The sequence below is a fragment of the Pedobacter sp. 05L430 genome (assembly GCF_056397585.1).
Genome location: NZ_JBFTNT010000069.1, coordinates 1 through 16,815 on the forward strand (window position 1 = coordinate 1; position 16,815 = coordinate 16,815).

A 16,815-nucleotide genomic window follows, 5' to 3' on the forward strand; every position below is an offset into this window, starting at 1 on the left:
GAACACAAGTTTTTGAACACAAGTTTTTGGAATCAGATTACTCGCCTAAATTAAGTTATAATATTTCCTCTTCTAAAGCAGGTCAGAATGATCCTGATTATCGATTTGTAACCCTGGCAGACTATACACCACGCAATGGAGGATATTATGAGAAACCTACATCTGGTAATGTTGTTACCAACCCCGATCAGGTTTTTAGCACACATTTATACGCACTTTCTTCTGGTTATGTGAATGGCTTTGGTGCTTATGGAATTATACAGGCCGAGCCCAATGGTCGGCGGTACAGAAATCTGGATGAGACCAATTATAACTATAAGGCAGATTTATCTGTGCCGTTTAAATTATTCGGACAAAAGCAAGAGCTAAAAACCGGAGTAAATTACCTGAACCGCGACCGGGTATTTACAGAAAATGTGTTGTTCTTACCAGGCTCTAATTTTTCTTCTAACAAGTCTTTGCCATTGTATACAGTTTCCGGAAACCTGGATCGTTTGGTGAGCAATGAGATTATTGGCATTCATGCACCAACTGCAGGCATGGGCGAAGGCGCAAGCCCGGTAGGAGGATTCTTATACAACAGTCAGAAATCGCCGAACAACTATACCGGTTTTTTTGAGACCAAGGCAGCTTATGCCATGTTGGATTTAAAAGTGACCAAAGATTTAAGATTCACCGGTGGTATTCGTTTTGAATCTACCAATATCCAGTCGGCCGTTGATACTTCAGGTGTGTTCCTTGATCCTGCTTTAACAGCTCCGGGTACCAATATTCCGCTTACTTTAATGAGTCCTAACTCGGTTTATAAGCCTGGTTATAAGCCTTACTATTCTTTGAACACCACTTATAATTTTAGGGAAAATATGAACTTCAGGGCTGGTTTTAATACTACACTTGCCAGACCCGAATTAAGAGAGATTACCAATGTATTTGAATTTGATGCTTTCCAAATGGGATTGGTTGTGGGTAATCCTAATCTGATCAATCAATACACTCAAAACCTGGATTTTAGGTGGGAGTGGTTCCCTAATAGTGGAGAAGTTATCGCGGTGTCTTTGTTTGGCAAAAGGATTGAAAATCAGTTGTATAAGGTCTTTAGCTTAAAAACCAGTGGTTTAGCAGCAACATATCCTGAATATCCAACCATCAGATTTGAAAATGATCCAAACGTGGGTAAAGTATGGGGAGTAGAATTCGAGATTGTAAAAGACCTGGGAAGGATGTGGGACCCGCTCCGCAACTTCTTTGCAGGAACTAACCTTTTACTGGCACAAAGTGATATCAAAAAATCACCGGAAAGATTGGAAGCCAACAGGTCTTTGGACAGGCATACGCCAGATAACAGCCCTTTGTTTGAGCAAGCCCCCTTCTCTATTAACGGTTGGATAAATTACGACAATAAGAAATCAGGTACCAGCCTTACCGGCACATTTAACATGGTTGGTGAGCGTTTGATACAGATTAATTTAACCGGCGAGCCCGATCTGTATACCCGTCCGGTGCCTATGCTGGATTTTGTGTTTAGTCAACGTGTAACTAAGCGCGTTATTTTTAAGGGATATGCTAAAAACATATTAAATCCTGCAATTGAAACCGTATATGCCAACCCAGGTACCGGTGGTAAATGGTATGGAAATAAATACCTGAACCGCAGTTATAAACGTGGGGGAGAATTTATGATGGGGTTCACTTATAATTTGTATTAAAGATGAAGAAATTAACGAAATACACTCAGCAATTGCCATTATTCCTTGGATTTTTGATGTTGCTGGGGCTAGGTTCCTGTAAAAAGGAAAAGCAGGATTTTGAGTACGATAACAGGCTAATCACAGACGCTCGTAAAAACTCATCACTGCGTATTATAAACCTGGGGAATTATGGTCAGGTGATAATGGATGGTGATACACTGACCAATAACAGGTATGTTTTGCCTACAGATCCAATCTCTACAGTAATACCGGGCACTAAATATTTTCCTGAAAACGGGGGTAAACTGGGTTCAACATGGAACATTCCTCAATCGCTTTTAAAAAACGGAAAGGCCCGCTTTTTTACCGAAATTGGGGGGTATAATACTCCGGGTGATAAGCTTACAATCGATCTTCAGGAAGATGCAGCACAGGCTATGGATTATTACCTGCTCGCCACAGAACGTATTGTAGACGGAGAACCTAAATATCTAAAAATTCCGCGTGCGGTTTCTCCCCCTTCAGATCCTGCCAAGTTTAAAGTAAGGCTGCTCAATCTTTCTTCGAATATTGAGATAAGTGATATGGAGAACCTGGTAGGGCCAATGAGCCTTACATGGGCTGATGGCACACCAGTAAGTGGTACGACCAGTAACATCTTGCCGGGGCAATATTCTGATTATATCGAACTGCCTTATACTACCGCGCAGCTAAAGGTGTTAACCTCAGCAGGGATTCAGGTGCCAGGTACTACTAAGATGCCGATTTTTCCGGCAACATCAACCCTTACCTCTGTCCGTGGCTGGCCTCCTGAGGATACACACCTAACTTTCAGTGCATTTAAAAGCTTTGTGCCAGGAGGGATTTATACCATTGTTATTGCGCCATATAATTTTACGATCCCATATTTAATCGGTAATCCTGGTGAACAGGTTTCAGGATATCAGAATGCCATCATGATCATGAATGATATCAGTGAACCACTGAATGTAACCTATGCAAGAGTGCAGGCAGTAAATACCCTGGTAGGCATAGACGKGGTTAAAATAACCATGAATGGAAATGTATTGGGTAATGCACTAGCCTATACCGAGCATACAGATTATCAGAATTATATAACGGGAAATTATACCATCGAAGCTAAAGATGCAGCTGGAAATGTATTGGCCAGTAATCAGCTGAGGTTAGATCCTAATACTAATTTTACTTTATGGATTCATCCTGACGCCAGTGGTAAGGCAACCATTAGTGCGGTGGCTAATGACTTAAGCAGGGTAATTCCGGGTAATACGGCCACAGATGACGCCACGTATGTGCGCAATAAGCTAGACTATCCTTTTAGTATCCGTTTTCTTAACCTTTGCCCGGACTTACCCTATGTCACTTTTACAAAAGATAACGGTCAGTCTTTTCTTCATAATTACAATAAGAATCCGGCGGCAATAAATAACCTGAGACCTGGTATTTTCCCGACCGAAGCCCCATACATACAAATTGATCAGGATAATATTCCATATAAAATTATGGCTTTCCGTTCTGCGCCAGGGGTAATTCCCGGAAGCTGGGCAAGTGACATACCTGTATTAACAGGACAGGACCTGATTGCCCGACCGAGCTTATATGTGAGGGGTGGTTTACCAAACCATGAGCCTGGTATTTATACCATTGCGTTGGTCGGCAGTACCGGTACATCAGTCCCTTCTGGTCAAAAAGCAAGGATGATTATTCTGAAACACACCAAATAAAAGAGACAACATTATGTTACTATCAAGAATGAAGAATGTCATATTTTACGCTGCTATCGCTCTGTCGTGCTTTGCGATAGGTTGTTCTAAAGTAGAATATAAAAAAATCGATGATCCAGCTTATCTAAGGGTTTTTAACAACCTGAATTATAAGATTGGAATAGATAATAAGGACGAACAGCTCCCCTTTTTAACGATGCTGATTGATCCGGAAATGGATCAGAACGGTATGCCAGTCAGCGCTCAGATTAAAGGGGATTTTCTGGATAAGCGTGATCCTTATGCGCCACCTTACCCATCTCATATTGGGAGTGGGACAAGTGTAAACAACCCGGAGTATCCGGGCAGGGAAAATGTGTTGGTCGGACCTGTTTTAAATGGTTTCGATTTAAGCAGCTGGGCGCAGATTCCATCAGGTAAACACCGCATTGTGTTTATGTTCCGTCCAAAAAACACCGTTCCGTTTTTTAACCTGGATCCTAAACTGAAAAAAAGTTTCCTGATCGATACTACGATGGTGTTGGATAGCAAGGAGGTATATACCCTGCATGTGTTGCAGAAAGATTTCCTGACGAAAAGGAATGGCATTTACCTTAGAAAAGAGAATTTTCACAAACTGCCATTATCCGATTCCTCAATCTATGTTAACTTCTATAACATGAGTGCCAAGGGATACTGGCAGGCAGATAACGACGCTAAAGGAGGCAACGAATACGGAAAGGGAGCCATGGGAAATGGTGTAAAAGACCAGATGAATATTTTTGTAACCCTGTATAAAAACAGGACTGTTTCTTCACCAAAAATATCCGGTTATAACGGAAAATATCTGGGCAATTTAACCAGAAACGCTGACGTACTTGAAGTTAGCCCGTATTACAGTTTTCCATTGTTTGCCGATGCAAGCGCTGGAGGTATTTTTACTGACATGTGGCAGCGGTTTGATTTTCTGGCACCCGGCATGGACATTAGAAATATTCCTTATGGCCCCACCGTAAATCAAACGGATGGGAACTGGGCTTCTATAAACTGTTTAACACCGTACCCGGATTACAGGCAATGGAACGAGATCGTAATGCCCAATATGATTGTAAACATCCACTCCGGTAAATATAACCCGCGGTCGTTTGCCACTGTAAATACCATTGAGATTGTAAATGGAAATGTTTACCTCAGTACCATACAGCGTAAATATGCGCCTCCAGTTTACTAATGGTTTAATCCAATAATTAGAATAATGAAATACGAATCATTAAAGAAATGCCTTTACTTCCTGTCGGTGTTGTGGTTGCTGGGTTTAAACGCCTGTAAGCACGACGATCTTCATATTGATAAGGCGAATGACAATTTTCGACCTGGCTTTGACTTTGTAAAGAATAACTATGACCTCAGCTTATTTGCTTCGGCAATAGAGAAAACAGGAATAGGACCAGAGTTAAACGGTGCCGGGCAATTTACAATCTTAGCCCCCAGTAATGCTGCCTTTAATATCATAGGGATAAACCGCCCCAGCGATTTTGATAAAATGAACCCTGATACATTAAAATTTCTGGTACAACGCCATATTTTAAATGAACGGATAATGTTAAAGGATATTCCTTTTAATGGGATAGATGTGCGTTACCGTACACTGGCGKGGACTGAATTGTATGCTTCCATTGTTAGCAGAGATAACAGCAATACTTTATATTTTAATGGCTCACTTGCCAGCAGAAAAGATGTAACGCTGGCAAATGGTACCTTACATGTACTGGACAGGGTAATGAAATCTACTGCAAATACCACCGTACAAGGTTGGTTGTCTGCCAGACCTGAATATAGCATCCTGGTAAGCGGATTAAAGAAGTTCGGATTCTGGGATGAACTGGCAACAGAGGGACCTTACACCATACTGGCCCCAAAAAATAAGGAGTTTGAAGCGAATGGTATGACTGCGGAGGTAATTGCCGGCTTAAATGTAAATAGTTATATCGGCGACCGTCTGTTTGGCTGTTATGTGATGAGAAAGAAGCACTTTTTTGTGTCAGATTTTGTGGTATTCAGTATCATCAACAACGATTCCTTTTACTATCATCCGGTAGCTAATGATACTTATATCATGACAATTACTGCCGGCAGGTTCAACTACGACAACATTTACGATCAATCTATTGGCTATAATATTGAAGTAAGGACGAATAAGAACTTCCCTTATGACATTGTGACTAATGTAAAAGGACACGATCAGAAAGCGATAGATAACCTTACCGATAATGGCCTGGTACAAGACCTTCAAGGTATTTTAATCCTTCCTGAGCAGGCAATAAAGAGTAATTAGATGATTTATAACAAGAATAAGATGAATTTAAAACTTATCAATATCTGCCTGTTATTTATAACATTGGCATCTTGCAGAAAAGCTGAATTTCAGCCTGAAGTTGAAGGTGTGCAGGTACCTGCAGAAGATTTAACTATTACACTGAACCAGGTGCTGGAGGCATCACCATATGTACTTTTTAAAGCAGCCTGGAAACGCAGCAATATGAACAGTATTATAGAAAAAAGAGGTAGTAATGCCCCTATAACCCTTTTGGTGCCAAGTGATGCGGCGTTTACTGCAGATGGAATGACTTTAGAAGTCATTAATAACACCAGCCCTGCTTTATTGGATAGCTTGCTGCTTTACCATACTTTATCGGCGGCTGTTAACCCTAAAGACCTGAGTGAAAGGGGAGAAAATACGATTGGTATCAGCTTGCTGGAAAATACCCATATACAAGTAAAGGGATATGATAACCAATACCAGACCGATCCTTATTTCTACCGACAATACATCAATGTGTCGGGCAACGAATTGCTGATTAATGGTAAAAAAAGCGGAGGCTCGGCTGTTACTCTGGCAAAAAACGGGACCTTCTGGCCAATAGATCACGTGCTGAAAAAACCAGAAAAAACAATGTTACAGGCTTTGCAGGATGATGGCCGTTTTGGAATGTATATTGAAATTATGACCAAAACCGATATGCTTTGGGATGAGGCTATGATGGGGGCAGTTGATCGCGATCGATTTCCCAAAGGATTGTCGATCGACGATAATTACCTGATCTTCAAATCTATTTTTGCTCCCACAGATGAAGCGTTTCATCAGGCAGGATTTAAGACTGTGGATGATTTGATGGCATTGAATAACCGTAATCCTCTTCCGTATTTTGATTGGGATACCTATGAGCAAGTCGGTACCGGATATGCAACGGATACCTTATTGACCATGCATCGTTGGGGTAGGATTTTTAAAGAAAGGGACGGTTGGGGCCCCGGAGACGATAATCCGGATAGTTTTTATTCGAACGATCTGAACAATAAACTATTGTCGGGCTATGCGCTGACTACCTCTGGGTATTCGGGAACTATTCCAATTATGTATGTGCCATTTGATTTTGGTAAAAATGAAGCAGGACAAGTAACTGTAAAAGTCAAATCATCCGCTCACTCGGCCGCAACCATTGTTGAGGGAGACATCAACACTTTAATGGGGCCAATACATGCGGTAAACCGGTTAATGCCGCCTAAGGATTTTAAATTCTGACCGGTATCATTAGCTCATAAAGATTAATAGAAACATGAATTATTTACATAGAATATCAATTAGGCCATTGGGCATTTTCCTTATGCTGATCAGTTGTAGTATGATCCTTAACGGCTGTAAAAAGGATGATGCCGTTAAAGTTGTCGATAACAATAAGATCAGCGCAATTATAGCAGATAATTTTAACCTTTCTGTCTATAATACTGCCTTGATAAGGACAGGATTGGCCAAAATTACTGACAAGGAAGGTTTGTATACCGCTATTGCACCCTCAGATGATGCTTTTGAAAATGCGGGTTTTGGAAATGCAACAGCCATCTTAAGTATGGATCCTTCCAGGGTATCCTCTATCATGAATTACCACATCCTAAATGGAGTTTATGAGTTTGATAAATTGCCTTTTTTGTTTAACCAGGAGGTCAAATCTGCTAACGGAGGTAAACTTTTTGTAACACATTGGGTGAAACAAGGTGATACCATTTTAACAATTAATGGATCCAAAATAGTCTCAAAAAATGTACGTGCATCTAATGGATTAATTCAGGTTATAGATCGTGTACTGGAGCCATACAGCCATAGTAAGGTTATAGAAGCCATCGCTTCAGACAGGGATTTAAGTCTGTTTTATCAGGCTTTACAACGTTCTGGTCTAGCAGAAACATTAAATGGTCAGGGCCCATATACCGTATTTGCGCCAAGTAATGCTGCAATGACCGCCTTCGGACTGCATACTATTGAAGAAATCAATAGCATGGACCCTGCAGTTTTGCTGGGCTTAATGCGCTATCATATTTTGTCTGACCGCAGGTTTGTATACGATTATGTGCTAAGTACTGGTACATCTAACCGTAGTGACCAAACCATGATTGATGGAAAATCTATTCAGGTAATCCTTAAACCTAATCCTCAGATCGCCGGTGCATTTATAGGTATTGAATTGAAAGGAACAGGAAATACATCGGTTATCCAATTGACAAAACAGGATGTACTTACCGGTAATGGGGTAGTACATACCATTGGAAGCCTATTGAAAATTACACAGTAATTAAGATTTTAGAGATGACAGTAAGAAATACAATTTACAAAATATTTTTACTCCTGTGTATGTTACTGCCTTTTGCTGCGGTAAGCCAGGAAACCAGTGGTACTTTAAATGGAAACGTGCTGGATGCCGGAGGACAACCGCTACCGGGTGCTTCTGTTACGGCGATACATCAGGCTTCAGGTACAAAATATGCCACAGCCACAGATAAAAACGGACATTATTATTTGCCCAATCTTCGTATTGGAGGCCCGTATTCAGTAGAAGCAACTATGATGAGCATGAAAAGCGATAAGCGGGATGGAATCTCTATCCGTTTGGGTGCGGCAGTCGTTTTAAACTTTGCATTGAGCGACCAGGCACAACAACTTACGGAAGTGGCAATTAAAGCCACAAAAAAAGGAGCTCAGGCAAGTACTTATGGCTCAGGAAAAAACATCAATGCCGATCAGGTTCGTAATATGGCTACTGTATCAAGGAGTATAACCGACGTTACTCGTTTAGTGCCACAGGCCAGTAAAGACAATAGTTTTGGCGGATCCAATTTCAGGTATAACAACGTAACAATTGATGGTGCCATTAATAATGATGCCATTGGGTTTAGTCCTTCCTTGGGTGGCCAGTCGGGTACTTCTGGAATGGCAGGAAGCTCAACCAGAACTAATCCAATATCCATTGACGCAATTGAGGATATGCAGGTTTATTTAGCTCCTTATGATGTTAAGATCGGCAACTTTACGGGAGGTTCGGTAAATGCAGTAACCAGAAGTGGAACCAATTCTTTAAGTGGTTCGATATATGGTTTCGGCCGTAATGCTGCGGTAACCGGCAAGGATAGGGTAGGATCACTAGGGAAAATGAACAGCGACTTTTACGATTACCAGACCGGCTTTCGTGTGGGATTCCCCATTATCAAGAATAAATTATTTTTCTTTAGCAATGAGGAGATTACTCATAGGCAAGATCCTTCACAATTGATTGCAGGTATTGCCGAAACCGGTCATATTTTAAGTGCTAAAGATGCGGCTGACATTACTGCTGCCAATTTCTTTAACGCCGGAACTGCAGGATTGTTTAATACTTATGCCAAGTCGACCAAGTTTTTTAATCGTTTAGACTGGAACATCAACGACAAACATCAGCTTGCAGTTAGAAATAACACGATCATTTCTGAAGCTTCCCATATGGACAGAGATCAGCAGGATTTTAGGTTCAGCAGCATGGCCTTTTTGCAAAAGAATAACCAGAGTTCTACAGTGGCCGAACTCAAAAGCAGGTTTAATAATAGCCTATCTGGTAATTTATTGGCAGGCTTTACTGCTGTAAACGATTCAAGAAATCCCTTTGGTGATCCAAGTCTGCCGCAGGTACAAATTGCAGGCAGAACACCCGGTACCACCATTTACGTAGGCACCGATCGTGAGGCCAGTATTTTTGATATGAAACAGCGTACATTAGAGCTTACTGCCAATTTAAACTGGAATATTGGTAAGCATACCCTTACCATGGGTACACATAATGAGTTTTATAACATCACTTATGGTTTTGTAAACGCATGGAACGGGAGGGTAGATTACTTAAGTATCGAAGATTACCTCAGCAACAATCCTTACCGTGTTCGTGGTGCTTACAGTTATGAAGACAACAGCCGTTCGTATATTGAACAGCACCCGGGTGCTAAGTTTAATATCAATTTGTATAGTTTATATTTTCAGGACGAAATCCGCGTATCTGAAAAGCTGAAAGTAATTCCCGGGTTGAGAGCAGATATGGCTTATCTGGGTGATAGACCAGAACTGAGCGAAAAGACCCGTACAGCATCAGCCGATCCTTATTTTGGAAACACATATACTTATACACCTTTAAGCAGGATTACGAACAACTATTTGAATAAGATACAGCTGTCGCCGAGAGTAGGTTTTAGGTATGATTGGAATGGTGATCAAAGCCTCATTCTACGTGGGGGCGCAGGGCTTTTTACAGGGCGAATTCCTATGGCCTGGTTGGCGTATGCATTCTATAACAATGGCGATAGCTTTGGAGGTTTTGACCAGAAGGCTGATCAGAAACCTTTTGTGCCCGGTAGCAACCCGCTTGCCGGTGGTGCAAATGGTATTGCCGATTTTATACGCGAGAACGGTGCAATTACCAATAATTCTAATAGTGGCAAAACCCAGATCGATTTAATTGACAATGGTTTTGTGATGCCGCAGGTATTGCGTACCAGCTTAGGTTTGGACTATACTACAGCTAGCCAGTGGAAATTTGGTGTAGAAGCTATCTATACTAAAAATATTAAAGATGTATTGTTTCAGCAATTGAATGTACAGGACAATCCAACCTATTATGGCTATGATAAAGACCATCAGCAACCGGTATATAGCGGAACGGTAGATCAGCGTTTTTCAAATACCTATCTTCTTAGCAATACCAGCAAAGGATACCGTTACAGTTTAACAGCTACTATTGGCAAAAACATCGCTGATCAGCTGCAGACTTCGGTGTCTTACACTTATGGTCAATCAAAAGACCTTTCCAATGGTGTGCGTAACTCAATGGAATCTAACTGGCAGTTGAATCAGTCACTGGTACCCAATAACCCTACGTTGTCCAATAGTAACTTCGATATCAGAAACMGTATTGTAAGTACCATTAGTTACAACAAAATGTGGGCTAAGGCAGGTAAAACCAATGTGTCTTTGTTTATAAGTGCACAATCTGGCAGTCCGTTTACTTATGGTGTTGTTAATAATAGCATCCAGGGATTGCCACAACAGGTAAGTCTGGCCTATATCCCTCACAGAGAAGAGGCAGTTCGTTATTTCCAGGACAACGCTGCCTCAACTGCCATTAAGCAGGCAGAGGCCTTTAATAGCTTTATAGATGCAGATAAATATTTAAGCAGTAAGCGCGGTGGGTTTACAGAAAGAAATGAAGGACGTACGCCATGGAATGTACAGGCAGATCTTCATGTTTCACATGACTTGTTTATGAGTGCCGATAAGAAGCAGTTTATTACGTTTACCGCTGATGTAATGAACCTCACCAATCTAGTCAACAGGAGTTGGGGAGTTCAGTATTTCTCTCCAAATACTTTTAACTCTACCTCAAGTGTTGGTTTAACGCCGGTGCTATTCCCTCCATCTCAAAACTCGGGTGAATATCCATTGTACCAGTTTAAATCGCCTGGTAAGCCTTATAGTATTGATTACTATGGTTCAAGAACGCAGTTGCAACTGGGAGCGAGATATACTTTTTAAGTGATACAGATCAAACGAAATATGATATACGATATGAGTTATTCAAGAAAATTTAATACCGGGATGCATAAGTGGATCGGTGTGCTAAGCCTTTTTATTTTGTTCACTAGTGCCTGTAAAAAGGACAAGACAGAACTAGTTAAAGTGCCTCTGGTGGTTACAGATTATTATCCAAACAGTGGTGCCCAGGGCACACTGGTAACGGTAGAAGGCACAGGATTTAGCAATAAAGCCGATGAAATATCGGCCACATTTTCTGGTGTAAAGGCTGAAATTGTTAGCGCAAGCTCTACTGCCGTGGTAATGCGTGCACCGGCTTCGGCAACAAGCGGTGCCATTATAATGAAAGTAAATGAGGAAAGCATCAGTATTGGTAATTATACTTATCAGGAACTAAGTATACAGGCGATCAGTCCGGTAAACGGGGCTGCTGGAACACATGTTCGTATTACTGGTGCTGGTTTTAGCAGTACAACAGGCCCGGCAGAAGTGTACATAAATGGGAAAATGGCTGTTGTAGTGAGTGCCAGTGACAATCTGCTGGTAGCTGAAGTGCCTGAAGACGCAGGCACCGGTCCGGTAACCGTTAAGGTAAATGGAAAAGAGGCTTCAGGACAAACCTTTAAGTTCCAGGTCATATCTGGTATTAAGCCTGCAAGTGGTGGCAAAGGTACACGTGTGAAAATCTCTGGAGGTGGTTTTGATGAAGTAACTGCCGGTAACCATGTAGATTTTAATGGTAAACTCGCGTTGGTAACTGAAGCGGCCGAGGATTATCTTGTGGTTGTTGCGCCCGCCGATGTGCAGACCGGCCCGGTATCGGTTACCATTAATGATCAAAAAGCGACTGGACCTGTATTTACAGTTGTGCCCATGCCGGTAATTGAATCTGTAACGCCGTTGAGTGGGCCGTCAGGTGCTGAAATGACCATTTTGGGATCAAACTTTAGCCCGCATACAGATGAAAATAAGGTAACTATAAATGGAAAAAGTACCACTGTTCTTACTGCAACGCCTTTTAAGGTTACCTTAACTATTCCAGGTGGAACAGGTGATGGGAAGGTAATCTTGAATGTAAATGATCAGATTGTTCAGGGCCCTGATTTTAAAGACCAGAGTTTAGGCATTTCTAAAATGACTCCTGACAATGGCCTGTCAGGTACACGGGTTACCATTACCGGAACAGGGTTTAGTGCTACTGCATCAGCAAATACAGTGACCTTTAATGGGCTAGCAGCACAGATAGTCAGTGCAACAGCTACCAGCCTGGTGGTAATTACACCACCTGCATTAACATCTGGTCCGGTAAAAGTGGTAAATGCAGGTCAAAGTGCATTGTCACCGGTTAACTTTAACCGTGCAGGTGTAATGACTTTAGCGGGTGGGCCAAATCAAACAGTTCTGGATATCAGTGAGCGTGGTGCAAGTATTGCCGTAGATAGCCGTGGAAACGTATTTGTGATGGAACTTAATAACCATGTAATTAAAAAGATTACTCCAGAAGGCGTTGTTTCGATATTCGCAGGAAGCCCGACAAGAGAAACCGGTAATCAGAACGGTACAGGTACTGCAGCGCGGTTTAATTTTAGCTTTAATTCGGGTATCGTAATTGACAAGCAGGATGTGTTATACGTTGTCGACGGTTTAAATAACAGCATTCGTAAAATTACACCTGCAGGTGTGGTAAATACCTACGCAGTAAACCTTAATGGACCTGGTAAACTGGCTATTGATGATAATGGAGATTTATATGTGCAAACGCAGTATAGTTTAACAAAGGTTGATAAGTCTGGAGTCAGAACGGCTGTAAGAGGTTTTTATGGGGGGAATGAAGCCTCGAGGCCTGTCATTATAGGTCCTTACCTGTACTATACAGATAATGATAATCTTTTAATTAATCGTTTTGGCCTGATCGATGCGTCAAACCTTCGTGGATGGGCAGGAAATGGTGAATTTGGAAATTCTGATGGCCCTAAAAATCAATCGATGCTGGCTATTCCAAAAGGATTCATTTACGACGGAAAAGGYAACTTCTATTTCTCTGATGGTTTTAAACAAACAACCAGAAAGCTGAATATTACGCTTAATGAACTGAGCACGGTTTCCAGTCAATCGACTAGTGGGTCATATAAAGATGGAGGGTTGATGGATGCAGAGTTCCGCAACAGAGATGACATGGCTATGGATAAAGATGGTAATATTTATATCGTCGATGCAGGAAATAATGCAATCCGGAAAATGTTTTTAAAATAAGTTTCAAGTTTGATTATGCTCAATTCCGGGCCGGCAGTCGCTGGCCCGGTTTATTTACAAACACATCAGCTGAGCAATTAAAAAATTCACGGTTAACATACAGTTCATATGCTGTTTTTATATTTGTCTCTGTATCAGTTCAATAAAAAACATTATGGAAATCAATTACCTGGTTGTCGTACCCGTCCTGATCTTGGTCATTGCCCTGATCCTATTCCTGATCCGCAGGAACAGGAAGGACCAGAAAAAATTAGAGCGAGAGCTGAACCAGTCAGAGCTGAAGCCTGAAAAGCATGATAAAGATCATATCTGACAGTTAAAGAAAAAGCCAAATGCCTAAAAATATAATTCTGTTGTTATGCTGGATGGCCACCTTCTGTCCTGCAKATCTCCCTTACGGCTATGATCAGGTGACGATGCTGGAAAAAAAGATCAGTATCATCGTTTATCCGACAGAAATACTGGAAAGTGTCATCTATCGACTCCAGTTGAGCGTGGGTACAACTTTTGAATTCAATATCCGGGTGCTGGCACCCTATCAGGCAAAAGGGAGCAGTTATAAAGAGGTCTCCTTGAAACAGATTCTTGATCACCAGCTCGCAGGTACATCTTTGAAGTATAAACTAAAAAAAGGGAAATTGGTCTTATACCATTCTCCCCTTTGATCGATCACTACCTAAGAAATAAGGTAATTGATCCCTTAGACGCAAATTCAAGTGAACAAAAAACATACAATATTAAATCTTTCAACACTAATCTTCATTATCGTGGTAGGGTGCAACAATAAATATCCATTTAAATCCCCCTATGAGATGGCCAGCGGATATGTAATTGGAAAGGAGAGCTGTAATGAGGATACTTCAAAAGACTATTGGCTAATTGAAATTGTATCATCATCCTCGGCAACTCAGCAATATGGTGATACCCTTACCCTTAATGGAGTTAAGTATACTAATGTAATAAAAGCAACTGGTCTCTCCCAGACCTTAAAAATAGCTGGAGAAAAGGTGGGTTTTGATTTTAATATCGCTGGCACCGCCACTTTAACTATGGGATGCGCTATAGATACTCCTAAAATATACAAACTAAAACTAGCTAATATCATACATAGCGGGAGATCATCATTTTAATCCTAGCAGATCAGTTTCAATAAGAAAGGCATAGGGATATACTTTTTAAAATTTAGCTGAGATTGATAAGATACCAATGAGTTTAATGATTTGTCCTACTTTGCGCTTATAGCAAGCTAAAAATTTAACATGGGAAAACACCAGTGGGCATGAGCTCAGACCTGCAAAAAAATCTTTTTACAATAAAGTAAAAGTAACCCACAATTAATATCTTATTTATATCCCTTGCCGAGTTTTGCGGGTAATATCATGGGGTCAAATAAAGAGCTGGTTAATTTTGAGGTGCTCTATAAACGCTGGAGTGGCATGCTGCATCAATATGCCCTTTATTTTGTAAAGGATGAAGAAGCCGCTGCCAGTTTGGTGAACGACCTATTTGTGCAGCTTTGGTTTAACAAAACCAGTCCTGATAACTTAAAAGGCTACTTGTTCAGGGCGATAAAAAACTCCGCGCTTAATTACCTGAAGCAGTATAAGAACAACTCATTGACTTTACTTGAGCAGGATGACCTCACTGCAATTTCTGATCTTTCCTTTGCCGATGAGGTTACCAGTGAATCTGAGCAACTGGTTTTTCTACATTTTCTTATTAGTAAACTTCCCGAGCGGCGGCAACTGGTTTTTAAAATGCACAGAATAGAAGGATTCAGCTATGCAGAGATAGCGGAATTGCTGCAGATTTCGGTTAGAACTGTAGAAGACCATCTTTCAAAAAGTATGCAGTTTATCTATGATCGGTCCCAACATTTAATTCATAGAAAGTTAACAGAAGCTTAACCGATTACAGCCCGTATTTTCTGCCTGCACAATTGTCTTTACTGTTGAAAGAGGATAATTATGGATAATAAATTATGGGATTGTATTGTTAAGCGATTGTCTGCTGAAGAGACCGCCGAGTCGGCGGCCATGCTTGATGCCTGGCTTATCGAAAATAGAGGACACCAAGAGGAATATTTAAAGATACAAGTGCTTTGGAAGTTGACAGAGAAGTTACCTGCTCAAGAACAGCTAGATTTTGAAATCGTAAGAGAAAGAATTTCTGAAACAAACCCAACACCTCAGCTTACACTGGTAGATAATGCTGCCCGTTGGTGGAAGTACGGCCTGGCTGCGGCAATGACCGGTATCTTCCTGCTTACAGCGCTTTTTTACTACCGATCAGCTCAAAACTCAGCGCAGCCTGAAGAATGGGTATTGAAAAGTGCGGGAGCAGGTAAAATGATCAGGGTTTTATTGCCTGACAGTACACTCGTATGGCTGAATTCAGGAAGTGAAATTCGCTATAAACGTGACTTTAGAGACAATAAGCTAAGGTTGGTGAAACTGAAAGGAGAAGCATATTTTGAAGTCACGCATGATTCATCACATCCTTTTGTCGTCAGTAGCGCAGGAATGAATACTACGGTTTATGGAACCAGTTTCAATGTACGGGCTTATGATACCGAAGGGGTTATGGTAGTTGCCGTCAATTCGGGTAAGGTCGGGGTAACCACATCTGAAACTACTAAGGCAGTATTTCTATTGCCAAGTGAAAAATTGATATATAACAGGGGAAAGTCTGTGGCCCATAAAATAAGCATTTCCAGTAGTGATGTAGATTCTTGGGTGTCAGGTGAACTGATCTTTGAACAGACTCCGTTTAATGAAGTTTTTGAAGCCTTAGAAAGAAAGTACAACATCAAAATCAATACCGGAAAAACTAACTATACCGGTTGCAAGCTGACTGCAAGATTCAGGAACAAATCTATAAACGAAGTTCTTAAAACACTAAATCTCTCTATGAACATACGATCAAAATTTGTAGGACAAACCATTTACATAGAAGGAGGAGGATCATGCAGTAGCAACAAATAAAAAAACCGATCCTGTTTGCGCAGGAACGGCCTTAATTCTTAGCCAAACGGCGGCGAACCGTTGACTATATCTTATCATTTAAATCGTAAAAATTTAAACAACTCAAATTTATGAAAAAAATTAATGAGGCTAGGCGCCTTATGAAAATAATTATGCATGCATGTTTAGTAATTAGTCTTATTTCAGTGATCTCCATTCAGTTGGTAGCGGCTTCTGCAGTACGTGGTCAAAGCGGACTGGATAAGCGCATTAGTATTAATATGCGTAATGTGGCTTTCACC

General features: G+C 41.0%; 13 protein-coding genes. All 13 read left to right on the forward strand.

Annotation, left to right across the window (positions count from 1 at the left end; all coding sequences use genetic code 11):
• A partial coding sequence (locus tag AC1DG9_RS12155; RefSeq protein WP_477634685.1) for a TonB-dependent receptor domain-containing protein occupies positions 1–1,706 on the forward strand: 1,706 nt, incomplete at its 5' end.
• A gap of 2 nt (positions 1,707–1,708) precedes the next feature.
• Positions 1,709–3,433 (forward strand): DUF4397 domain-containing protein, encoded by a 1,725-nt coding sequence (locus tag AC1DG9_RS12160; RefSeq protein ID WP_477634686.1) that lies wholly within the window; start codon positions 1,709–1,711, stop codon positions 3,431–3,433.
• Positions 3,434–3,446: 13 nt separating this feature from the next.
• Positions 3,447–4,643 carry a hypothetical protein gene (locus AC1DG9_RS12165; RefSeq protein ID WP_337716673.1) on the forward strand — a complete coding sequence of 399 codons (1,197 nt, stop codon included), beginning with the start codon at positions 3,447–3,449 and terminating at the stop codon, positions 4,641–4,643.
• A gap of 24 nt (positions 4,644–4,667) precedes the next feature.
• Complete coding sequence (locus AC1DG9_RS12170; protein WP_477634687.1) at positions 4,668–5,747, forward strand: fasciclin domain-containing protein; 1,080 nt, start codon at positions 4,668–4,670, stop codon at positions 5,745–5,747.
• 21 nt (positions 5,748–5,768) lie between these two features.
• Positions 5,769–6,995, forward strand: coding sequence for a fasciclin domain-containing protein (locus AC1DG9_RS12175; RefSeq protein ID WP_288879095.1), 1,227 nt, complete (start codon positions 5,769–5,771; stop codon positions 6,993–6,995).
• A gap of 34 nt (positions 6,996–7,029) precedes the next feature.
• Complete coding sequence (locus tag AC1DG9_RS12180) at positions 7,030–8,040, forward strand: fasciclin domain-containing protein (RefSeq protein WP_337716675.1); 1,011 nt, start codon at positions 7,030–7,032, stop codon at positions 8,038–8,040.
• A 14-nt stretch (positions 8,041–8,054) separates the two neighbouring features.
• Positions 8,055–11,297 (forward strand): TonB-dependent receptor, encoded by a 3,243-nt coding sequence (locus tag AC1DG9_RS12185; RefSeq protein ID WP_477634688.1) that lies wholly within the window; start codon positions 8,055–8,057, stop codon positions 11,295–11,297.
• 33 nt (positions 11,298–11,330) lie between these two features.
• Positions 11,331–13,550, forward strand: coding sequence for an IPT/TIG domain-containing protein (locus AC1DG9_RS12190; RefSeq protein WP_337716679.1), 2,220 nt, complete (start codon positions 11,331–11,333; stop codon positions 13,548–13,550).
• Between the two features lie 108 nt (positions 13,551–13,658).
• The gene (locus AC1DG9_RS12195) at positions 13,659–13,838 is read left to right on the forward strand and encodes a hypothetical protein (RefSeq protein ID WP_172659996.1); all 180 of its coding nucleotides are present in this window, start codon (positions 13,659–13,661) and stop codon (positions 13,836–13,838) included.
• 44 nt (positions 13,839–13,882) lie between these two features.
• Complete coding sequence (locus tag AC1DG9_RS12200; RefSeq protein ID WP_477634689.1) at positions 13,883–14,215, forward strand: hypothetical protein; 333 nt, start codon at positions 13,883–13,885, stop codon at positions 14,213–14,215.
• Positions 14,216–14,362: 147 nt separating this feature from the next.
• The gene (locus AC1DG9_RS12205; protein WP_172659998.1) at positions 14,363–14,680 is read left to right on the forward strand and encodes a hypothetical protein; all 318 of its coding nucleotides are present in this window, start codon (positions 14,363–14,365) and stop codon (positions 14,678–14,680) included.
• Between the two features lie 249 nt (positions 14,681–14,929).
• Complete coding sequence (locus tag AC1DG9_RS12210; RefSeq protein WP_288879097.1) at positions 14,930–15,457, forward strand: sigma-70 family RNA polymerase sigma factor; 528 nt, start codon at positions 14,930–14,932, stop codon at positions 15,455–15,457.
• 60 nt (positions 15,458–15,517) lie between these two features.
• Positions 15,518–16,534, forward strand: coding sequence for a FecR family protein (locus AC1DG9_RS12215; RefSeq protein ID WP_337716683.1), 1,017 nt, complete (start codon positions 15,518–15,520; stop codon positions 16,532–16,534).
• The last annotated feature ends 281 nt before the right edge of the window (positions 16,535–16,815 follow it).

Bases quoted from the DNA above. Each gene is read 5' to 3' on its own strand.
- AC1DG9_RS12180 (WP_337716675.1), top strand. From the start codon at position 7,030: ATGAATTATTTACATAGAATATCAATTAGGCCATTGGGCATTTTCCTT.
- AC1DG9_RS12195 (WP_172659996.1), top strand. From the start codon at position 13,659: ATGCTGTTTTTATATTTGTCTCTGTATCAGTTCAATAAAAAACATTAT.
- AC1DG9_RS12205 (WP_172659998.1), top strand. From the start codon at position 14,363: ATGGCCAGCGGATATGTAATTGGAAAGGAGAGCTGTAATGAGGATACT.
- AC1DG9_RS12215 (WP_337716683.1), top strand. From the start codon at position 15,518: ATGGATAATAAATTATGGGATTGTATTGTTAAGCGATTGTCTGCTGAA.
- AC1DG9_RS12175 (WP_288879095.1), top strand. From the start codon at position 5,769: ATGAATTTAAAACTTATCAATATCTGCCTGTTATTTATAACATTGGCA.
- AC1DG9_RS12210 (WP_288879097.1), top strand. From the start codon at position 14,930: ATGGGGTCAAATAAAGAGCTGGTTAATTTTGAGGTGCTCTATAAACGC.
- AC1DG9_RS12165 (WP_337716673.1), top strand. From the start codon at position 3,447: ATGTTACTATCAAGAATGAAGAATGTCATATTTTACGCTGCTATCGCT.